General features: G+C 38.0%; 17 protein-coding genes. 8 read left to right on the plus strand and 9 right to left on the minus strand.

Translation table 11 applies throughout. The features are described 5' to 3' along the window. Positions 1 to 205: 205 nt before the first annotated feature. A complete protein-coding gene (locus tag IPM92_15920; GenBank protein ID MBK9109810.1) occupies positions 206 to 805 on the minus strand; it encodes a DUF3109 family protein in 600 nt (199 codons plus the stop codon). Positions 806 to 964: 159 nt separating this feature from the next. On the opposite strand from IPM92_15920, the gene IPM92_15925 reads away from it, so the two are divergent. Genes IPM92_15925 through IPM92_15940 form a run of 4 tightly spaced genes read left to right on the plus strand, consistent with a single transcriptional unit; the run spans position 965 to position 4,479 of the window. After that, positions 965 to 2,296 (plus strand): citrate (Si)-synthase, eukaryotic, encoded by a 1,332-nt coding sequence (locus tag IPM92_15925; GenBank protein MBK9109811.1) that lies wholly within the window; start codon positions 965 to 967, stop codon positions 2,294 to 2,296. Continuing rightward, positions 2,293 to 2,685 (plus strand): glycine cleavage system protein GcvH, encoded by a 393-nt coding sequence (gene gcvH / locus IPM92_15930; GenBank protein ID MBK9109812.1) that lies wholly within the window; start codon positions 2,293 to 2,295, stop codon positions 2,683 to 2,685. Before IPM92_15925 ends, gcvH begins: the two co-directional genes overlap by 4 nt. A 6-nt stretch (positions 2,686 to 2,691) precedes the next feature. After that, entirely contained in the window at positions 2,692 to 3,066 is a 375-nt protein-coding gene (locus tag IPM92_15935; GenBank protein MBK9109813.1) for a VanZ family protein, read from the plus strand. 57 nt (positions 3,067 to 3,123) lie between these two features. Beyond that, positions 3,124 to 4,479, plus strand: a complete 1,356-nt coding sequence (locus IPM92_15940) for a hypothetical protein (protein MBK9109814.1) — start codon at positions 3,124 to 3,126, stop codon at positions 4,477 to 4,479. Positions 4,480 to 4,562: 83 nt separating this feature from the next. Here the strand turns inward: IPM92_15940 and IPM92_15945 are convergent, their stop codons facing one another. The 7 genes from IPM92_15945 to IPM92_15975 form a co-directional block, all read right to left on the minus strand. Continuing rightward, complete coding sequence (locus IPM92_15945; GenBank protein ID MBK9109815.1) at positions 4,563 to 4,790, minus strand: hypothetical protein; 228 nt, start codon at positions 4,788 to 4,790, stop codon at positions 4,563 to 4,565. 241 nt (positions 4,791 to 5,031) lie between these two features. Then, complete coding sequence (locus IPM92_15950) at positions 5,032 to 6,219, minus strand: class I SAM-dependent rRNA methyltransferase (protein ID MBK9109816.1); 1,188 nt, start codon at positions 6,217 to 6,219, stop codon at positions 5,032 to 5,034. 464 nt (positions 6,220 to 6,683) lie between these two features. Continuing rightward, positions 6,684 to 6,911, minus strand: a complete 228-nt coding sequence (locus IPM92_15955) for a hypothetical protein (protein MBK9109817.1) — start codon at positions 6,909 to 6,911, stop codon at positions 6,684 to 6,686. A gap of 54 nt (positions 6,912 to 6,965) precedes the next feature. Then, positions 6,966 to 7,400, minus strand: coding sequence for a DUF2147 domain-containing protein (locus IPM92_15960; protein ID MBK9109818.1), 435 nt, complete (start codon positions 7,398 to 7,400; stop codon positions 6,966 to 6,968). Between the two features lie 574 nt (positions 7,401 to 7,974). Further along, positions 7,975 to 9,354, minus strand: a complete 1,380-nt coding sequence (locus IPM92_15965) for a redoxin domain-containing protein (protein MBK9109819.1) — start codon at positions 9,352 to 9,354, stop codon at positions 7,975 to 7,977. 175 nt (positions 9,355 to 9,529) lie between these two features. Then, positions 9,530 to 10,135 carry an SRPBCC family protein gene (locus IPM92_15970; GenBank protein ID MBK9109820.1) on the minus strand — a complete coding sequence of 202 codons (606 nt, stop codon included), beginning with the start codon at positions 10,133 to 10,135 and terminating at the stop codon, positions 9,530 to 9,532. Between the two features lie 194 nt (positions 10,136 to 10,329). After that, positions 10,330 to 11,769: a hypothetical protein gene (locus IPM92_15975; protein MBK9109821.1), complete on the minus strand. Its 1,440-nt coding sequence runs from the start codon at positions 11,767 to 11,769 to the stop codon at positions 10,330 to 10,332. 45 nt (positions 11,770 to 11,814) lie between these two features. Here IPM92_15975 and ftcD point away from each other — a divergent pair, with 45 nt between their 5' ends. From ftcD to IPM92_15990, 3 genes are all read left to right on the plus strand, one after another. Beyond that, positions 11,815 to 13,509 (plus strand): glutamate formimidoyltransferase, encoded by a 1,695-nt coding sequence (gene ftcD / locus IPM92_15980; protein ID MBK9109822.1) that lies wholly within the window; start codon positions 11,815 to 11,817, stop codon positions 13,507 to 13,509. A 20-nt stretch (positions 13,510 to 13,529) separates the two neighbouring features. After that, a complete protein-coding gene (locus tag IPM92_15985) occupies positions 13,530 to 15,203 on the plus strand; it encodes an MFS transporter (GenBank protein MBK9109823.1) in 1,674 nt (557 codons plus the stop codon). Positions 15,204 to 15,285: 82 nt separating this feature from the next. After that, positions 15,286 to 16,281: an outer membrane beta-barrel protein gene (locus tag IPM92_15990; protein MBK9109824.1), complete on the plus strand. Its 996-nt coding sequence runs from the start codon at positions 15,286 to 15,288 to the stop codon at positions 16,279 to 16,281. Positions 16,282 to 16,733: 452 nt separating this feature from the next. On the opposite strand, the gene IPM92_15995 is transcribed toward IPM92_15990, so the two are convergent. Then, the gene (locus IPM92_15995; GenBank protein ID MBK9109825.1) at positions 16,734 to 17,126 is read right to left on the minus strand and encodes a GxxExxY protein; all 393 of its coding nucleotides are present in this window, start codon (positions 17,124 to 17,126) and stop codon (positions 16,734 to 16,736) included. A 307-nt stretch (positions 17,127 to 17,433) separates the two neighbouring features. Between IPM92_15995 and IPM92_16000 the strand changes: the two genes are divergently transcribed. Then, positions 17,434 to 17,919: a macro domain-containing protein gene (locus IPM92_16000; GenBank protein MBK9109826.1), complete on the plus strand. Its 486-nt coding sequence runs from the start codon at positions 17,434 to 17,436 to the stop codon at positions 17,917 to 17,919. Positions 17,920 to 17,969 lie beyond the last annotated feature (50 nt).

Consider the following 17,969-nt stretch of genomic DNA (forward strand, 5'->3'; position numbering starts at 1 on the left):
GGTTCGATGATACAAAACAGCCAGACATTTACTTCCTTATACGTCATGTTAAGCAAATGTGCGGTGTGTTCCAAAATTTCAACACACCAATCAAAAACTTCATTCATCATCTAATACTTGAATTTAAAATATTAAAATTATTCATTAAAAAAGTGATATATAAAATAATAAGGCTTTCAATCTTCCTCAAATCTTTTAAATCCTATCAATCCTGTATTTCCTGTCCGATCCTGCCTAATTCAGTGTATGCCGCATCCAGCTGTTCGTAAAAATCAGAGCCAAACCGCCGAATAATGGCATCTTTAACAAAACGGTATAACGGAACTTTGTTCTCTTCTCCAAATTTGCAGGCTGCCTTACAAATATCCCACTCATCGTAATTCAAGGCAATAAATCCTCTTTTGGGATTTTCATTGACCCGCACCGGATACAGGTGACATGAAATGGGTTTCTGAAAATTTGAGTTCCCATCTTTCCAGGCTTGTTCGATGCCGCATTTGGCAATGCCTTTTTCATCTCTGATCATAAAGACGCAGGCCCCATCCGGCCTAAGCTGCGTGCCCCAGGATTGCATTTCCCGGTAATATTTGTAAGGTCCTGATTTTAAAAGAATTTTATAGCTCTCCGGATCCAGATAATCTTTCAATTCCTTCCAAATTGCAGCTAGCTTTGGCAACTCCTCTTTGGATAGTGGTGCCCCGAAATCGCCTTCATAGCAGCAAGCTCCTTTGCAGGCATCTAGTTTACAGACAAAATAGGCTTCAAAAAGCGCATCACTTATCAGAATATCATCGATCATCAACATAGTTGCGAATTCATTGAAAATAGGGGCAAATTTGGGTACAATTTATTGGCATTCAAGGCTTGAATCAAAGTTATTGTTAAATAATTACTTTTTATTTGCGATCATCAAAAACATTATACATTTGCGCTTTGTTTTTTGATAGGAAAGTACGTACAGTTCATGGATAAGTTAAAAGCCCTATTTCAAGAGAGTTTCAACGCCTCAGCCGACCAAATTAAATCTTTGGTAAAAGCCCATGGAGACCTGGTAATTGATCAGGTTCAGATAGACCAGATATACGGGGGTATGAGAGGAATTCAAAGTATGGTTTGGGAAACCTCTTCACTGGATTCTCAGGAAGGTATTCGTTTCAGGGGATATTCAATACCTGAACTTCGCAAGTTATTGCCCAAAATTAACGGCGCTACGGAACCTTTACCAGAAGGATTATTCTGGCTGATGCTAACAGATCAAATTCCCAATGAAGAAGATGTAGTTTGGTTGAGCCAGGAATGGATGCGCCGCGCAAAATTAACACACGCAGATTACGAATTGCTGGATCACCTGGATTCAGCCATACACCCAATGACTCAATTCAGCATCGCCATCATGGCCATGCAATCTTCCAGTCTGTTTGCCAAGGCTTATGAAAATGGCATTGGAAAAACCAGCTATTGGGAATACATGTATGAGGATTGTATGAACCTCATTGCCAAATTACCTCTGGTAGCTGCATACGTATATCGCAAGACCTTTTACAACAGCGAACACATACCTGCTGATCCTACTCTTGACTGGAGTGCAAATTTTGCACACATGTTGGGTAAAGATTCTCCGGAATTCATGGACCTCATGCGCCTGTACATGACCATACATGCCGATCATGAAGGTGGAAATGCATCTGCACATGCTGTTCATTTGGTGGGTTCAACACTCAGCGATGCTTATTTGTCGCTTGCAGGCGGAATGAATGCCTTGGCAGGTCCATTACATGGGCTGGCTAACCAGGAAGTAATGGATTGGATTTATGATATGATCCGCGACCTTGGAACCAACACACCTACTAAAGAACAAATTGCAGAATATGTGAAAACGACCCTGGCCAATGGTATTGTTGTACCGGGCTACGGCCACGCGGTATTGCGCACTCCGGATCCGAGATTCCTCGCCCAAAAGGATTTCGCTCAAAAGCATTGTCCGGATAATCCTATGGTTCAAATCGTATGGCATGTTTTCGAAGTGGTTCCCGAAATCTTACAGGGGCTTGGTAAAGTAAAAAATCCATGGCCCAATGTAGATGCCCATTCTGGGGCATTACTCGAGCACTATGGTTTAAAAGAACACAATTTTTATACAGTTATGTTTGGTGTTTCCAGGGCTTTGGGTGTTTTGGCCCAGCTCTGTTGGGACAGAGCCTACAACCTTCCTTTAGAAAGGCCTAAGTCTCTGACTTCCGAAGAAATCAAAACATTTGTCACCAGTCAAACAATCAAAACCATAGTAAACGTATGAACTTTCCAGACCAACTGAAATACACAAAAGAACACGAATGGATTCTCATTGAAGGCAATACCGCTACCATCGGAATCACTGAATTTGCTCAATCCGAACTTGGTGATATCGTTTATGTCGAAGTAGATACGGTAGGCGAAGAAATTGCCAAAGACGAAATCTTCGGTACCGTTGAAGCTGTAAAAACAACTTCCGACTTATTTATGCCCGTGACTGCCAAAGTGCTTGAATTTAATCCAGCATTAGATGAAAAAGCTGGTAACGATCCAACGCTTATTAATTCAGATCCTTATGGAGCGGGTTGGATTATTAAAGTGAGTATTTCCAATCCTTCTGAACTGGATGATCTCTTGGATGCTACTGCCTATCAGCAGCTCACAGGTCACTAATTCTAAATGATTTTGTTGCAGAAACCCGGTCACTATCGCAAACTGGGGTATTTGCTCGTTATGAGCATCATTGTATTGTCATTGTCACCGAGCAGCAGTTTACCGCAATTCAGTTGGGACCGCATGTTTGGTATTGATAAAATATTTCACTTTTTCTTTCACGGCCTGGCCAGCTTTTGTTTTTTAAAGTCAGCTGAAGAGAATGCAGCATTTAAAATAGCACTTGCCATGTTTCTCTTCGGTTTTCTAATAGAATGTTTGCAAAAATTCTTACCCGGAGGAAGATTTTTTGATGTGGCCGACCTCGTTGCTAACCTGACTGGAATTTTAGCAGCGATCCTGTTGTTTAAATATTCATTTCAAAAGTTTTCAGGCGAATAAATTCTCCGAAACACTTTCTTTACAAAGCTTTTAGTAATTTTCGGTCTCTAGTCAACGATGAAAATTAAATTTACACCCTCGCTCCTAAGCCTATTGATCCTGATCTTTATAATGGTCTTTGCTAATTTTAACATTGGGCGATGGAATGGTTTGAAAGTTATTGATTGGGATGTCGTTGGCTTTTATGCATATTTGCCCGCCACTTTTATTTACCACGATTACAAACTTAAGTTTGTAAAAGACCATCCGGAGTTCGCACATGAACGCAAATTCTGGCCACAAGCTGCACCCAATGGCGGTCTCGTCATCAAACCTACGATGGGACTATCATTCATGTATTTGCCCTTTTTCTTTATTGCACATTTCCACAGCCAAATAGCAGACCTGGAAGCAAACGGCTTTACTATTTTATACCATAAATACATTCATTTGTCTGCGCTGTTCTATTTGATCATTGGTTTATTCTTTTTAAGAAAGCTCTTGATCCGTTGGTTTTCAGAATGGGCTACTGCAATGAGTCTATTTAGTATAGTGCTGGGTACGAATTTATTTTATTACGCGACTACCGAAGCCAGCATGTCGCATGCTTATACTTTTTCTATTTGTGCGGTATTTCTTTATTCCATCGTAATATGGTATGATTTAAAAAATGTAAAAATTGCATTACTTGCGGGAATCTTGTTTGGATTGATGATCCTGATCAGGCCCGTGAATATTGTTTTTGGACTTTTTCCACTATTTTATGGCATGCGTTCGCTCAGCGCTTATAAAGAACGTTTTCAGTTTTTAATAAATCACAGCAAGCATTTATCCATCTTCTTCGCCTCTGCTTTTATCGTATTACTTCCACAATTTCTCTATTGGAAATCAGTAACCGGTCATTTTTTATTTTACTCATATTTGGATGAGCATTTCTACTTTTTAAAACCCAAACTATTACAAGGATTGTTTAGTTTTCGCAATGGTTGGTTAATTTATAGCCCCATCATGCTCTTTTCAATGGTAGGTTTGTATTTTATTAAATCTAAACATTCCGACCTTTTGAATCCTATTCGCATTTTATTTCCGTTCTACATTTATCTGGTTTTTTCATGGTGGTGTTGGTGGTACGTAGGATTTGGCAACCGTGCCATGATCGACAGTTATGCTATTTTGGCCATTTCACTCGCTACATGTTACGAACAATTGTTAGTTTCTAAATCTTTTATTAAATATACAGCTTTGGTTTTGCTGGTGTTTTTGATCGGATTAAATGCATTTCAAACCCTGCAATACCGGAATGGCTTGTTGCATTTTGACGGCATGAATTTCAAAGCATATAAAGCTTCTTTTGGAACACTAAAATACAACGATACTTACAAAAATGCATTGTTGTCTCCTGATTATGAAAAGGCAAAGAAAGGAGAGGAATAATAAGCAAAAATTAAATTTGAATTACTTATAAAATCAGAAGGGAGATCATACATAAGCTTTGCTTTTATTTCAATATATTTATGTTATTTAAGTACAAATCTCTTAATTGAAAAATCATCAAAATAAACCCAATCTTCCTTCGGATTAAACAAATACATTTCTAACATCTCACCTGCCTGAGACGAATCAATTTCGAACTGTAGTTGTAAGCGCTCCCAGTCCCCCTCTTTTTGGATCACCTCACTTTTGTTATAATAGATATTTTTATCTGGAATGGCAGCGACCATGTTTCTCATGATAAGCACGCGCATAAACATTCAATAGAATAAGAGTTAGCGTTGAGGATATGGCATGGGGCTTAAAAAAACTCAGCTGATGTTGATAATAATTCAATGCTAGTGAAGCACAATCTGATTGTCTCCATTTGTGTACTGATTGTGGACGCATTCGTATGATCTCATGATATTGGTAATAATAGCAAACCGTCAACAATACTGCTATAAAAACAGCGCAGTTGAGGATAGATGAAGAAGTTTGTTTCATCCGATATTACTATTCCACAAATAAAACCAAACCCTTTAAATAATTGCCTTCAGGATGAAATAAATTGACCGGATGATCCGGGGCTTGGGTCAATTTGTGTACAACGCGGATGTTTCTGCCTGATTCTATTCCTGCGGAAACAATGGTATTGTAAAATAAGTCTTCACCAACGACCTGCGAACACGAAAAAGTAAATAGGATACCACCACTTTGTATTTTTTTCATGGCAAGATGGTTCAATCGCTTATAGGCCTGCACCGCATGATGCCTTTTGTCAAGCGTTTTTGCGAAAGCTGGTGGATCTAATACGATCATATCAAAATGATCGGATGGTATTCTTTTCAAATAATCATAGACGTCTTCACAAATTTCAGTGTGCAATTGTCTGTTCGGAGCATTTAATTCAAAATTCCGCAAACAGCCGTCAATTGCTTTTTGACTAATATCGATGGAGCTTATTTCCAATGCATCATTGGATGCCGCATAAATACTAAATCCCCCCGTATAACAAAATGCATTTAATATTTTGCGGCCTTTTGCATATTCGCCTAATAACTTTCTGTTCTCCCGCTGATCCAGAAAGAAACCCGTTTTTTGTCCATGGATAGGATCTATTTCAAAAAACAAACCATTTTCTTTGACGATCACGGGATTTGAATTACCCGAAATAAGGCGATTTTCAAAAGCACGGCCATATGCTGCCGGAAGACAATCTTTGCTTTTATCTATAATATTGATGTTTTGATTGTCAAAACAAATAGCGCAGGCCTCTGCAATCTCCATAATTTGCCGGTGCATCCCGATGCTGTGACATTGGATCACCAGGGTATCTGCATATACGTCAATAATGAGACCCGGTAGCCCGTCACCTTCACCATGTACCCATCGAAAGCAATTGGTGTCAATTATTCTGGCCATCAAAACTTTACGCAATTCGAATGCTGCACTCAATTTTGTAAGCCAAAAGGACGATTCATAATTCACCTTTCCAAAACCCAAAATTTTGATCGCAATGCTTCCATTGTGAAAATGACCAAAACCAATGATGTTCCCGGTGTAATCAGCGAGCTGAACCAGATCCCCGTCTTCCAAGTTTGTGGGTTTGTCATAAATGGCTCCGGAAAATATCCAGGGATGTTTTCTCAACAAATTTTGCTCCCGTCCCTTTTTAATCTTTACTATGCCTTTATATTCCATCTTTTAATGCTTCTGAAATGGCAATGTACAAAAACCTAACTAATGTTGAGGATACCGGCTAAACTGAGGTTTCAGTTTCTATTCAAGGTTTTTTAAATTTTTACGCAAAAAGGATTTTATAAAGCTCAGCTGTGTTCTAATAACATTCAACCAATTCTAGCGGGGAATTCAAAGCTTGCTACAGAAATCCAGATTTCAATGAGAGCCTTTTAGCTGGTATTGATAGTTTGATGAGCTTAAAGTTTAGTCCCGGCAACATTGAAACGCTCCTACTAATTCTGAGGATCAGACAGCTGGATTATTGCATAAACACAGGAGGGAAATGCCATTTCGGGCCTCATTTCTCAAGCACTTTTAACTATTTAACATAAGAATAGTTGGCTTAAGTATAACTAAACTTAAGAGGATCATATGCAATGATGGATTGCTGAAAGGTGATTTGCAAATGTCAAATGCTCAATACCCTAAAGCGAAACCGCTTTTCTGCTGTAAGTCAAAATGGTCTCCAAACTCTTTGGATGGGCTGAAAACAAGACTTCAGGAAGCATATTTCTGGCTGTTGTCATACGTCTGAGTTCCTGTCTGGCTTCAAAGTCATTTTGAATAAATTCATCCAAAACGAGTTTTTCCGTAGCCTCACATTCCTTGTAAACGTAGCGAACAATTTGTAAAGTTGTAAAAGTATCTACCATAGGCTTGATCTGTAATTTTTATATAAAACTACAAGCCGTAGTAAAATATTGTTCTCACTCATGGGATTTTATAGCCTGCCAGATTTGGGTTTTCCCAAATGCTTTGAGCTTAAAATAGCCCCTAACATGCAAATTTCCACCTTTGCCGATCCATAGGCTACAATCATAAACACTTCCTGTGCAGGGGTCCAGAATCTTTCCATGCTCCAGGCGGTCATCCTCAAAATCGAGATCCCATATAATATCCATGCCCAAAAGTGGCTTGTTTTTCATGGGCGGCTTACAATTCCCGCAGTACTTCAAACTTGCATTCCCCGGAAGTTCGATAACCCTTGCATTTAGTTTGCCTTGCTTTTCATAGATTTCGGCGGTAAAAACCCATAAGCCGGTCTGTGCATCAAATGAACGCCACAAACCCTTAAAAGAGTCCCATTTTTCAGCTTGTACAGAGGAAATCAAGACACTACACCAAAGAACAAAAACGATCATTAAAGTTGCTTTTTAAGAAAAAATTTGAAAATAATTTTCTGTTTTAAAAAAAAGTTGGCATAGTATTAGAATAATAGCTAATGTAATTGTAAAACAAGAAAAGTTAAAGATATAAAAGATGTAGTTTTCTTTATTTGAGACCTTTAGACACCTGTAAATACGCCGGTATTTACAGGTTTTTTAGTTACCGTTCCCGTTTGTTGGAATTAGGCTTGTGAGAAGAAGCCTGATAGTCTATTTGTCTGTTAGTCTGTTAGTCTATTTGTCTGCTAGTTTGTTAGTCTGTTAGTCTGTTAGTCTGTTAGTCTGTTAGTCTGTTAGTCAAAACAACAACTAGAAATGATTTGTTCCAAACTGAAAACTGATAACTGCCAACTTCTTGTTGTAGGCTTGTAGGCTTGTAGGCTTGTAGGCTTGTAGGCTTGTACAAAAATTAAACTAACGAATGTTAGTTTAATAAATTTCTACTATTTTAATTTTTTTTTGTAGCTTTTGTCTGCTTGACCGCTCACGATATCATCATGATGTATACAAATAAAAAGATTCTTCATTTCGAGGCTAAAAGCCATTAAATTTAATTCTTTCCGATCCGCTTCAACTCCTGCTCAATAATAAAAGGCACTTGCTCGACTTTCAGGTTTTTGCCAATGATTTTTCGATCCTTGTTAAGCACATATAATTCAGGAGTTATATCGACATAATACTTTGCATAAATACTTTTGTTGCTTGGGTCGTGTACATTGATCCAATCCTGAACGCCGTTTTTATTGATAAAATTTCTCCATTCATCATCGGTAGCATTCAGAACAATAGCAAAGACCTCTACCCCTTTTGGCTTCCATGTTTTATAAAATTCTCTGAGCAATGGCATTTCCTTTTGACAATGGTCGCAATCGGGATCATACATAAAGACGATCACAAAATCTTCTTTAATTTCATAAATGGAACGGGTATTCCCATAGAAATCAGTAGACACCACATCAGGGCCTTTGCGATTCAGTAAACTAGACTTCATTTCAAAGACTTTCTTTTTAAAATCTGCAAGGTCTTTGTCGGATGCCCAAAAAGCTTTTTCTTTAGTATCAAAATATTTTTCAAGGATATGTACAAAGACTGCTTCTCCATCCATTACCTTGGTTTGGGTGGGTTGAAATTTTAAAGCAATCCAGTTACTTACAAATTTGAACATCTCTTTGTTGACCAAAGATTTTTTAATGATGAAATCTGCCTGCCTGATAATAGAGTCCGGATGCTGAGGTGTCAATTCCATGATAAATCGCTTCAATTTGTTGGCTAAAACCGGCGTTCTTAACAAACGTTCATCATTAAAATCGACATGGTCCCAAAACATTTGTCTAAATAATTCCAATTGGCGTTCGCGGTCGACTTCACCATTGGGCAGTCGCACATCTACAAGTTCAGGATTTTGTCCAGCTTGTTTGAATTTTGTGTACAAGGCATCAGGATATTTTTTCTGGAAGACTTGAAGCTGCATCTTACGTTCCTTCTGCATGGCTTCCAGCAGACTATCTACTTTTTGCAAAATTTCAGGCGGAGTCCCAACTGCATTTTTAAGTTCCTGAAGTGCTTTGGTGTCTTCATCATGCCTTAATTGCATTTTAAAATTTTCGTAAAGCATTTCATTGTCAGCTGAATTTTCGATCTGCATCGTTGCAACCATATCTGATTTATCGGCATTCATGCTAAAAAACGGTTGATCACCGATCATAAAATGAAAATTGCTGTAATCAGGCAGGATTGCATAAAAATATCCACTGGGAATTGTCCTTTTACTTTTGAGTTCAAATTTTCCGGATGCATCCACTAAGCTTGAATCAAGAATATAATTCTGATCGGCAAAGACGGCAATAAATTTTACTTTCCCTTCCTGAAGACCCTTGATGTGAAACTTGATGTGGCAGCTATCACTTTGGGCTAATAATGAATTGCACAAGACAAAGCACAATATTTGAATATATGGCATAGTTAAATCGTAAATGTTTGCAAAATAAATAAAGGCTACTCACTTTATATAATTCTTTGTCAGCCTTCCTTAAAACTTAAGTTTTTATTAAGAATTAGGCTGCAGGAAGAAGGCCTTGCCTTTACTGGAAATTGGGGTAAAATTCTTATTGAAGATTTGGCATTTCTTTCTGTAGGGTATCTTGTAGCATCACTTTCTTCATTTCAGAATAAATTCCTGCACAAACGGAATCAATTTTAAATAAACCCCGTTCGAAATCAGGCCCCATTTGTTTGTCCATATCCATAAACATCATCATAGGTCTGAAAATAAATGCGATGTCTCCCTGATCGTGCCATATTATTTTGGTTTTTTCATCTGAAGCTGCGCTCAGCATAAAGCCACCTCTGGATTGCATTTCGAAGGGAACTTTAAAATTTAAAACATAATTGAAACCATTTGGTGGATTGCTTGCTTCGACTTTTATCGAACCTGTTCCGCTGATATCCTTATCACCTGTCCAATTCATAATTGCTCCCGCTTCTCCATCGGGACCCTCATAAGTGTTTTTGACTGTTGGATCTTTTTCGGCCCATGGAGACCATTTCTCCCAGTTCCTGAAAATAGATATTTGATTGTAAACTAGTTTTTGCGGAGCATTGATCACTGATTCTCTTTCAACTCTGTAACTGGATTTACCAAGCAAGGCTGCAATGAGATATATGATAGCCAATACAAACAATATTTTAAATATGCTGATCAATAGTTTCATTTGAATAATTTTAGTTTATAACAATTGGTTATGATGAATTTACAATTATGGAATTTTATGTCTAAGTCATTAATATAAGCTCGATTTTAGACCTAGCTCCATATTTAAAAAATTTTAAGGAGAATGCTTTAAAATAATTTAGCTAAGGTAATCATTTTGCCAAAAGCCCGTTCTTACGCATATATTAATTTTTCTTAATGATCAAAACTGATACGAACCAGAGTCAGTTTTCCATTGTCTTCACTGGGAATCAGCATACTTTGCGCACTTAGGGCTATTGCATCCCGAAAACGGAGATTTAAATTCTTATAGGTGGTGTTAAGAACACTTTTTCTGATATGATCTCCATTGGGTTTTAATAAGTATTCTGAAACCGTACCATCCGAATTTACAGCATCATTAAAAATAATTCTTAACAATGCAGCTGTTTTAAATACAAAAAACGAACTAAAGATCCCTTCATCATCCTGGGAATATTGTCTCTTATGTAAAACGCGTTCCCAAAGCACAGCTCCAGTTGTATCAAAATGAACACCCAAAACGTCATCGAAATAATAGTCGAACCACCGGGATGTAAAATTAGTAGATGGGTCAATGCTTGAGAAATAGGGTCTTCTGCTTATTTCTTTTGTGTTTTCGAAAAAAACCAAACTTCCGCCGTTTGTTGTAAAAATAATATCCTGCAGTTTTAATTCCCCATCCCTCCATTCGCGTTTATGATTTAATTCGCCTTTCCATTCTTTTAACATTTCTGGAGTGAATGGAATTTTTTTACCAAATGTATTTTCTATTTTATTTTGAATAGCATAATAAATATAACCTTCCGGATATTTTCCGTTTTTTTCTGCATAAAGTCCAACGAATACACAGCGGTTGTTTTGATTATCCAAACTTATTTCAGTTTGAAAAAGAGTAGTCTCATGATGGACAATGGGATTTTGAATAATGAGATTTCCACTAATATCTACCACTTGTACATATTCGATTTTTTTATTCCTTTTTTGCAGGGCATCTTCACTTTTCCCATGGATAAAGACTTCCCCCTGATTTGAAACCACTAAGCCCTTTATTTGCAGCTCTTCACTTTCGTTGAGTAATTCATTTAAATTAATATGGTAAAATACGGAATCCAAATTTCTATTATAAAGTAACAAGGATTTATGAGACCTTACATCATCAAACCTGATGCAAATCCAATTTTTATTTTCAGAAGCATAAGCATACAAATTCTTCATGATAGCGGGAATCGTTCCATCCAATATTTTTTTATTTTGCAACAGGATTCCTTGAGTATTATAACGGGCCAGGATCAAATGATGAGTGTCGTCAATTTTTGTAGTATATAAAATATCAAGTGCATCATTGCTTTCATAAATATCGACAAGCCTCCATTTATTTCCAATTAACTCAATCGACCGTTCAGAACTCCAGGTAAAGTCATTGGTAAGCGTTTGAATGCTCAAACGAAAAGATTTATCCCGTATCAGAGAAACCGTACCATTTGGGTGCGGAAAAAAATAATATGCAAAATCATTTTTAATATTGACTTCAGGGCTTATAGAAACAGATTGGCCAGATAGTGCATTAAAATACAAAGCCAGACAAATCCCATATAAGCAACGAAAAGTGTTCATTTTAAAATATCCATTTAATTTCGCACATAATTACAAATAAAACGCATGAAAGCGCAGAAAATAATCGAATGTGTGCCAAATTTCAGCGAAGGCAGGGATCCACAGATCATAACAGCACTGGGTGAATGTATCTCGAAAGTACAAGGAGTTAAATTATTGCATGTGGATATGGGCAAATCTACAAACAGGATGGTCATTACATTTGCAGGCCAGCCCGAAGCAGTCATAGAAGCCGCTTTCCAGGTGATACGATTGGCCTCTGAAAAAATAGACATGCGAAATCACAAAGGTGAGCACCCAAGAATGGGAGCTACTGACGTGTGTCCCCTGATTCCCGTGCAGGGTCTTGATTTGGAAGAAACCGTCGAATATGCTAAAAAACTTGGGGAACGCGTTGGCCGCGAATTGGGCATTCCCGTTTATTTGTATGAAGCCGCAGCAAGTGCAACACATCGCCAAAATCTGGCCAATATCCGCAGCGGCGAATACGAGGGACTGGAAGAAAAAATGAAACAACCAGAATGGAGGCCTGACTATGGCCCATCCACATTTAATACACTTTCGGGTGCCACAGTGATCGGTGCCAGAGATTTTTTAATTGCCTATAATGTCAATCTCAATACTGCTTCCGTGAAATTGGCAAATGAAGTGGCCTTTGATGTTCGCGAGAACGGACGTCCTCTAAAAGATCCTCAAACCGGAATTTTACTCAAAGATGAACTTGGTGAATCCCTTCGCACTAAAGGCATGTGCCCTTCTGTTAAAGCTATCGGTTGGTTTATCGAAGAATATGGTTTTGCTCAGGTTTCTATGAATCTGACGAATATGTTGCAAACACAATTGCATGAAGCTTTTGAAGCATGCAGAAAATCTGCTGAAAATTATGGACTTTTGGTAACAGGATCAGAATTGGTGGGTTTATTGCCTAAAAAAGCTTTAATTGATGCAGGAAAATATTTTCTGCAAAAACAAAAAAGATCTTGTGGTTTGAGTGAATCCGAAATCATTCAAGTAGCTGTTCAATCTTTAGGATTAAATAGCATCCAAGTCTTTCATCCAAAAGAACGAATTATAGAATATATGTTAGACGATCAAAAAAATCCGCTAGCGGAAAGTTCCCTTGAAAAATTTGCAAAAGAAACGGCTTCTGAAAGCCCGGCACCGGGTGGTGGTTCAGTCTCTGCTTACACCGGCACGCTTGGTGCTGCTTTAGGAGCCATGGTCGCCAATCTGACGGCACATAAAAAAGGGTATGAGGATCAACTGGAATACTTTTCTGAAATAGCCGAAAAAGCCCAGACGAAAATGAGCGAGCTTTTATTTCTGGTGGATGAAGATACGCGAGCCTTCAACGGAATTCTCGAAGCGTTTCGTTTGCCAAAGTCAAGTGTGGATGAAAAAAAATTACGCAAAAAAGCCATTAAATCTGCCAATAAATATGCTATTGAAGTTCCCTATAAAACCATGAAGATAGCTGCATCATGCCTCGACCTCATCAGGCAAATGGCTGAAAAGGGAAATCCAAATTCAATCAGCGATGCAGGTGTTGCTGCGCTCTGCATCCAAACAGCTGTTCAGGGGGCTTGTCTGAATGTTCAAATCAATGCCATGTCGCTCGACGATGAAGAAAAAAAGAAATTCTATTTAGACAAAGCGGAACAGCTTGAACAAAAAACATTGAAAGAAGTGGCTTCGATTTTAGCTTATATCCGGAAGACTATGAACATTCCCATTCAATAATATATCTGAATTATCAAACAATGGAATCTCACAAACAAACATCCAAAATGGCAACCAATTATGGGGCCTTGTCAACACTCATTACCGTCTTTTTCTTTTGGGGTTTTATCGCTTCCGGAAATGGAGTATTTATTCCTTTTTGCAAAGATTATTTTCAATTGGATCAGTTTCAAAGCCAGTTGGTAGATTTTGCATTTTATGGTGCATACTACATTGGTGCATTGTCTTTATTTGTTTACAGCAATTGGAAGCAAAATGATCTTGTTTCTGGCTGGGGATACAAAAAAAGTATTGTATTTGGATTGTTGTTTTCACTTCTGGGTGCTATAGCAATGATCATCAGTGTTGAGTATGGGTCTAAAGAAAATGGCTTTACATTTTTCCTGATTTCATTTTTTATACTTGCCTTGGGATTTTCTTTGCAACAAACTGCAGCAAATCCCTTTGCTATTTCACTGGGCGATCCTTCTACCGGATCACACCGCGTAAATCTTGGCGGCGGAATCAATTCCTTTGGAACGGCCATAGGGCCTATTATTGTTGCACTGGCTCTTTTTGGTGCTACCCATTACGACGACAGTGCTTTACAAAATCTTAGTTTAAACAGTGTTATAGGATTATACATGGGTGTAGGACTCTTGTTTTTAATCGCTGCATTGCTTTTTGCTTTTTCCAAAAAAGTACCAGATGGCAAAGGATTGAGTGGATTTGAGCCTGCTCCAAAAGCAGTATGGTTATTACTTTCAATGACACTTGGTTTTATAGCCTGTTTTGTACCGGTATTTAACAGCTACAAAATCGAATGGAGTGAATCCGAACTGCAGGGCGTAGAGTTCAATAGAATGCTCTGGCTGATTGGAGCATTGTTCATATTAATTGCAGGACTTTGGGCATCCTTTCGATGGTCTCAAAAAAAACATCAGGGCTGGGGTGCGCTGCAATATCCTCAACTCACCCTTGGCATGTTTGCAATATTTGTTTATGTGGGTGTTGAAGTCACTATTCAAAGTAATATGGGGGAACTTTTAAAAAGTCCGGAATTCGGAAATATGCAAACTTCTGCGATCACTCCTTTTATTTCCATGTTTTGGGGGAGTTTAATGATCGGGAGATGGACGGGTGCCATTCCCGTATTTAAACTGGAAGCAAGAACAAAGAAAATCATGATGATCCTTGTACCCATTCTTGCATTTGCTGTTGTACAAATAGTCAACCGGATTGCCGGAAAAGATATGAGCCCTTTAAATGCATATATTTTATGTGTTGCTGTGTTAATCCTCGCTTTTTTTCTGGCTGCAGATAAACCTGCGCTTACCTTAATTTTGTTTAGTAGTCTGGCGATGGTATGTATGCTTATCGGACTGCTGTTCAGCGGTATGATTTCTATTTATGCTTTTCTGAGTGGTGGATTATTTTGCTCGGTGATGTGGCCTTGCATCTTTTCATTATCGATTGCCGGTCTTGGGAAATACGAGAGTCAGGGAGCAGCATTTCTCATTATGATGATTTTAGGTGGCGCGATTATTCCGCCTCTACAGGGCAAATTGGCAGATCTTGAAAGCATAGGCATTCATCAATCCTATTGGCTAACAGTTGTATGTTTTGCATATCTTGCGTTTTTCGGATATATTGTCAAAAATCTTTTGAAAAAACAAGGGATCGATTATGATGGACAAATTGATGCCAGACCTTAAAGTCTTAAATAAATTTTAAATTGTTAAAAGGACATCTGCATTTTAATAATTGAACGTACTTTTAAGCCATAATACCTTTACTATGAAAAAATTACTTGCTTTACTTTTAATGTTGTCTACACTACATTTAAATGCTCAAGATCAAAAGCCCCTGGAAAGCCCAACTTTTGATGTGGTTGTCCAATTATCAGATGATTTTAAAAGGCTTAAGGAGTCATTTGGTAAAGGAGAAATTGATGCGGCTACTTATAAATCTAGAGGAAGAGAAATCCTTAGCCAGTTAAGTGCTTCTTCTTATGAAGGATATGAAAAATTGACTTATGAACCTGTGCCGACAACTCCCGCAGATGCTACTATTGATGTTTCAGATCCTGGTATGGGAATGCCTTCAGACACCACTCCACAGGATTTTGAAATGCCGGAAATGGGTTCCGGTAGAAGTCCGATGGGTTTGCTTTCCGGTAACAAGAAAAGGACCTCGTTTAAAATCAGATACGGAATGTACTGGAATGGATTAAAACAAGGCACTAAAAATGCGTCAATTTCTTATCCCAAATTCAATACCTGGAGTTCATATAATTGGTTTGGCGAATTTGATATTTTATTGAATACGCGATTAGGTGGATCAAAAAGTCCTTTTAGTATTTATTATGGTATTGGTTGGGACAATCGTTGTTTTGTTCAGAAAAAGGATGTTCAGAAATTGGGAGTAGCAAATGGAGAAGCGACATTTACAAGTCCCACAGAAAAAGTGGACCGCTCTAAAATAGAATTGGGATTTTTGCGTATACCTGTGGGTCTTCAATTCAAGTCTAAGAAGTTTGCTTTGAATCTGGGTGGATATGTCGGTTTTAATACCTCTCATTCTCAAACATTAGAATACACTACTGCAGACGACGAAGCGGCTGAACTCCAATTAGACAAAGACTATGATTTCACGAAAACCAATTATGGTTTAAGTGCATCTATTGGTTATAAAAGAGTACACATCGGAGTTAATTACGATCTCAGTACTTTATTTAAGAATTCTAATGATTACGAATTCAATGCCTGGAGGATTGGCTTGCTGATATTCTAATGCGTTTTTAATTAATGATGGTTGGGGTTCTATTGGGCTTTTTTTTTGCCACGAAGGCGCTAAGGCTCAAAGGACCACTGAGTTTTTCCTCTTCGTGGTACTTTGTGTCTTCGTGACTTTGTGGCCTCGCTTTTTCTAGATTTTCGTTTTATTCGATATTAATTAATGGTTGGGGTTCTATACAGCTTTTTTTTTGCCACGAAGGCGCTAAGGCTCAAAGGACCACTAAGTTTTTCCTCTTCGTGGTACTTTGTGTCTTCGTGACTTTGTGGCCTCGCTTTTTCGAGATCTTCATTTTATTCGATATTAACTAATACTCAGGGTTCTATTCGGGCTTTTTTTTAGCCACGAAGGCGCTAAGGCACGAAGGACCACGAAGTATTCTTCTTCGTGACTTTGTGGCCTCGCTTTTCCACGTAAAGAGACGAATGATCAAAGTTCATTCCAATAATCTACATTCTAAATCGGCGTATTCCATTTTTTATAAGTACTACATTAAAATTTATCAGATAGCCTAATTTTAATTCTGATAATTTTAATTGGCTTAAAATTTGGGCTTCCCACACTGCATTCACAGTATCCATTGCTTTGATTTCAACAATTACAGCATTATTAACCAATAAGTCCAATCTCAAACCCTCATCAAAATGAATACCCTTATATTTTATTGGAATTATCGCTTGCCTTTTTACATGGAAGCCTTGTGCCATCAACTCATGCAACATACATAATTCGTATACTTTTTCCAGAAGACCCGGTCCAATTTCTTTATGAATTTGATAAGCTGCATGTACAATTGATTTTCCAATAAACTCTTCATTTTCCGTTAGGGTGCTGTACTTCATTTATAAAATTATTCGCGAAGTAAATTAGGGGGTAATAATTTAGACCGTGTATCTATGCCGTAAATTTTGAAGATCCGTTTATTAAATCATCCATACTTTTTATTGAATAAGTGCAGACTTTAAAAATTATCAAATTCTTATATGCTCGTTTCATGCTACCACTTAATAATAAATGCTATGGTGAATAGAATCTCAGCGATTGGAATGTCATTATAACTTGATACTGACCAAAATCAAGCAAGCCGATGACAGCAGTCACCAAATATCCACTTTTAAAATGCAAATCTTGTGGACATATTTAAGCCATATGTTAAAATACGTTGAAGGTGATATTATGATGAGTAAAGCGGATGCCATAGCACATGGAGTGGCGCCAATGGATCATTTTGACACAGGCCTGGCACTTGGTCTAAGGGAGAATTTCCCTTCTATGTATAAAGATTTCAGACATTATTGTCAAACTTTCCATCCCAAAGCCGGGGATGTTTGGTTATGGCAGGGAGCCGAAAAAAATAAAATTTTCAATTTGCTGACACAAGAACCTGCTCAGGGCAATTCCGGCCATCCTGGACGGGCCTCTACGATTAATGTGAGGCATTGCCTTAAAAACCTGGTGAAAGAGATCCAAAAAGAAGACATCCAAAGTTTGGCCATTCCAAGATTAGCTACGGGCGTGGGCGGTTTGGATTGGGAAGATATACGCAGTTTAATTGAGGAATATCTCGAACCTCTCCATATTCCGGTATATGTATACCATGTATATCGCAAAGGGGTCAAAGCTGCAGAATCCTAGTTGCAATATTATTAAAGGCTGATATTGTGTTCTATGGAGGGGAATAAGTT

The sequence above is a fragment of the Saprospiraceae bacterium genome (assembly GCA_016719615.1).
Lineage (GTDB): Bacteria > Bacteroidota > Bacteroidia > Chitinophagales > Saprospiraceae > Vicinibacter.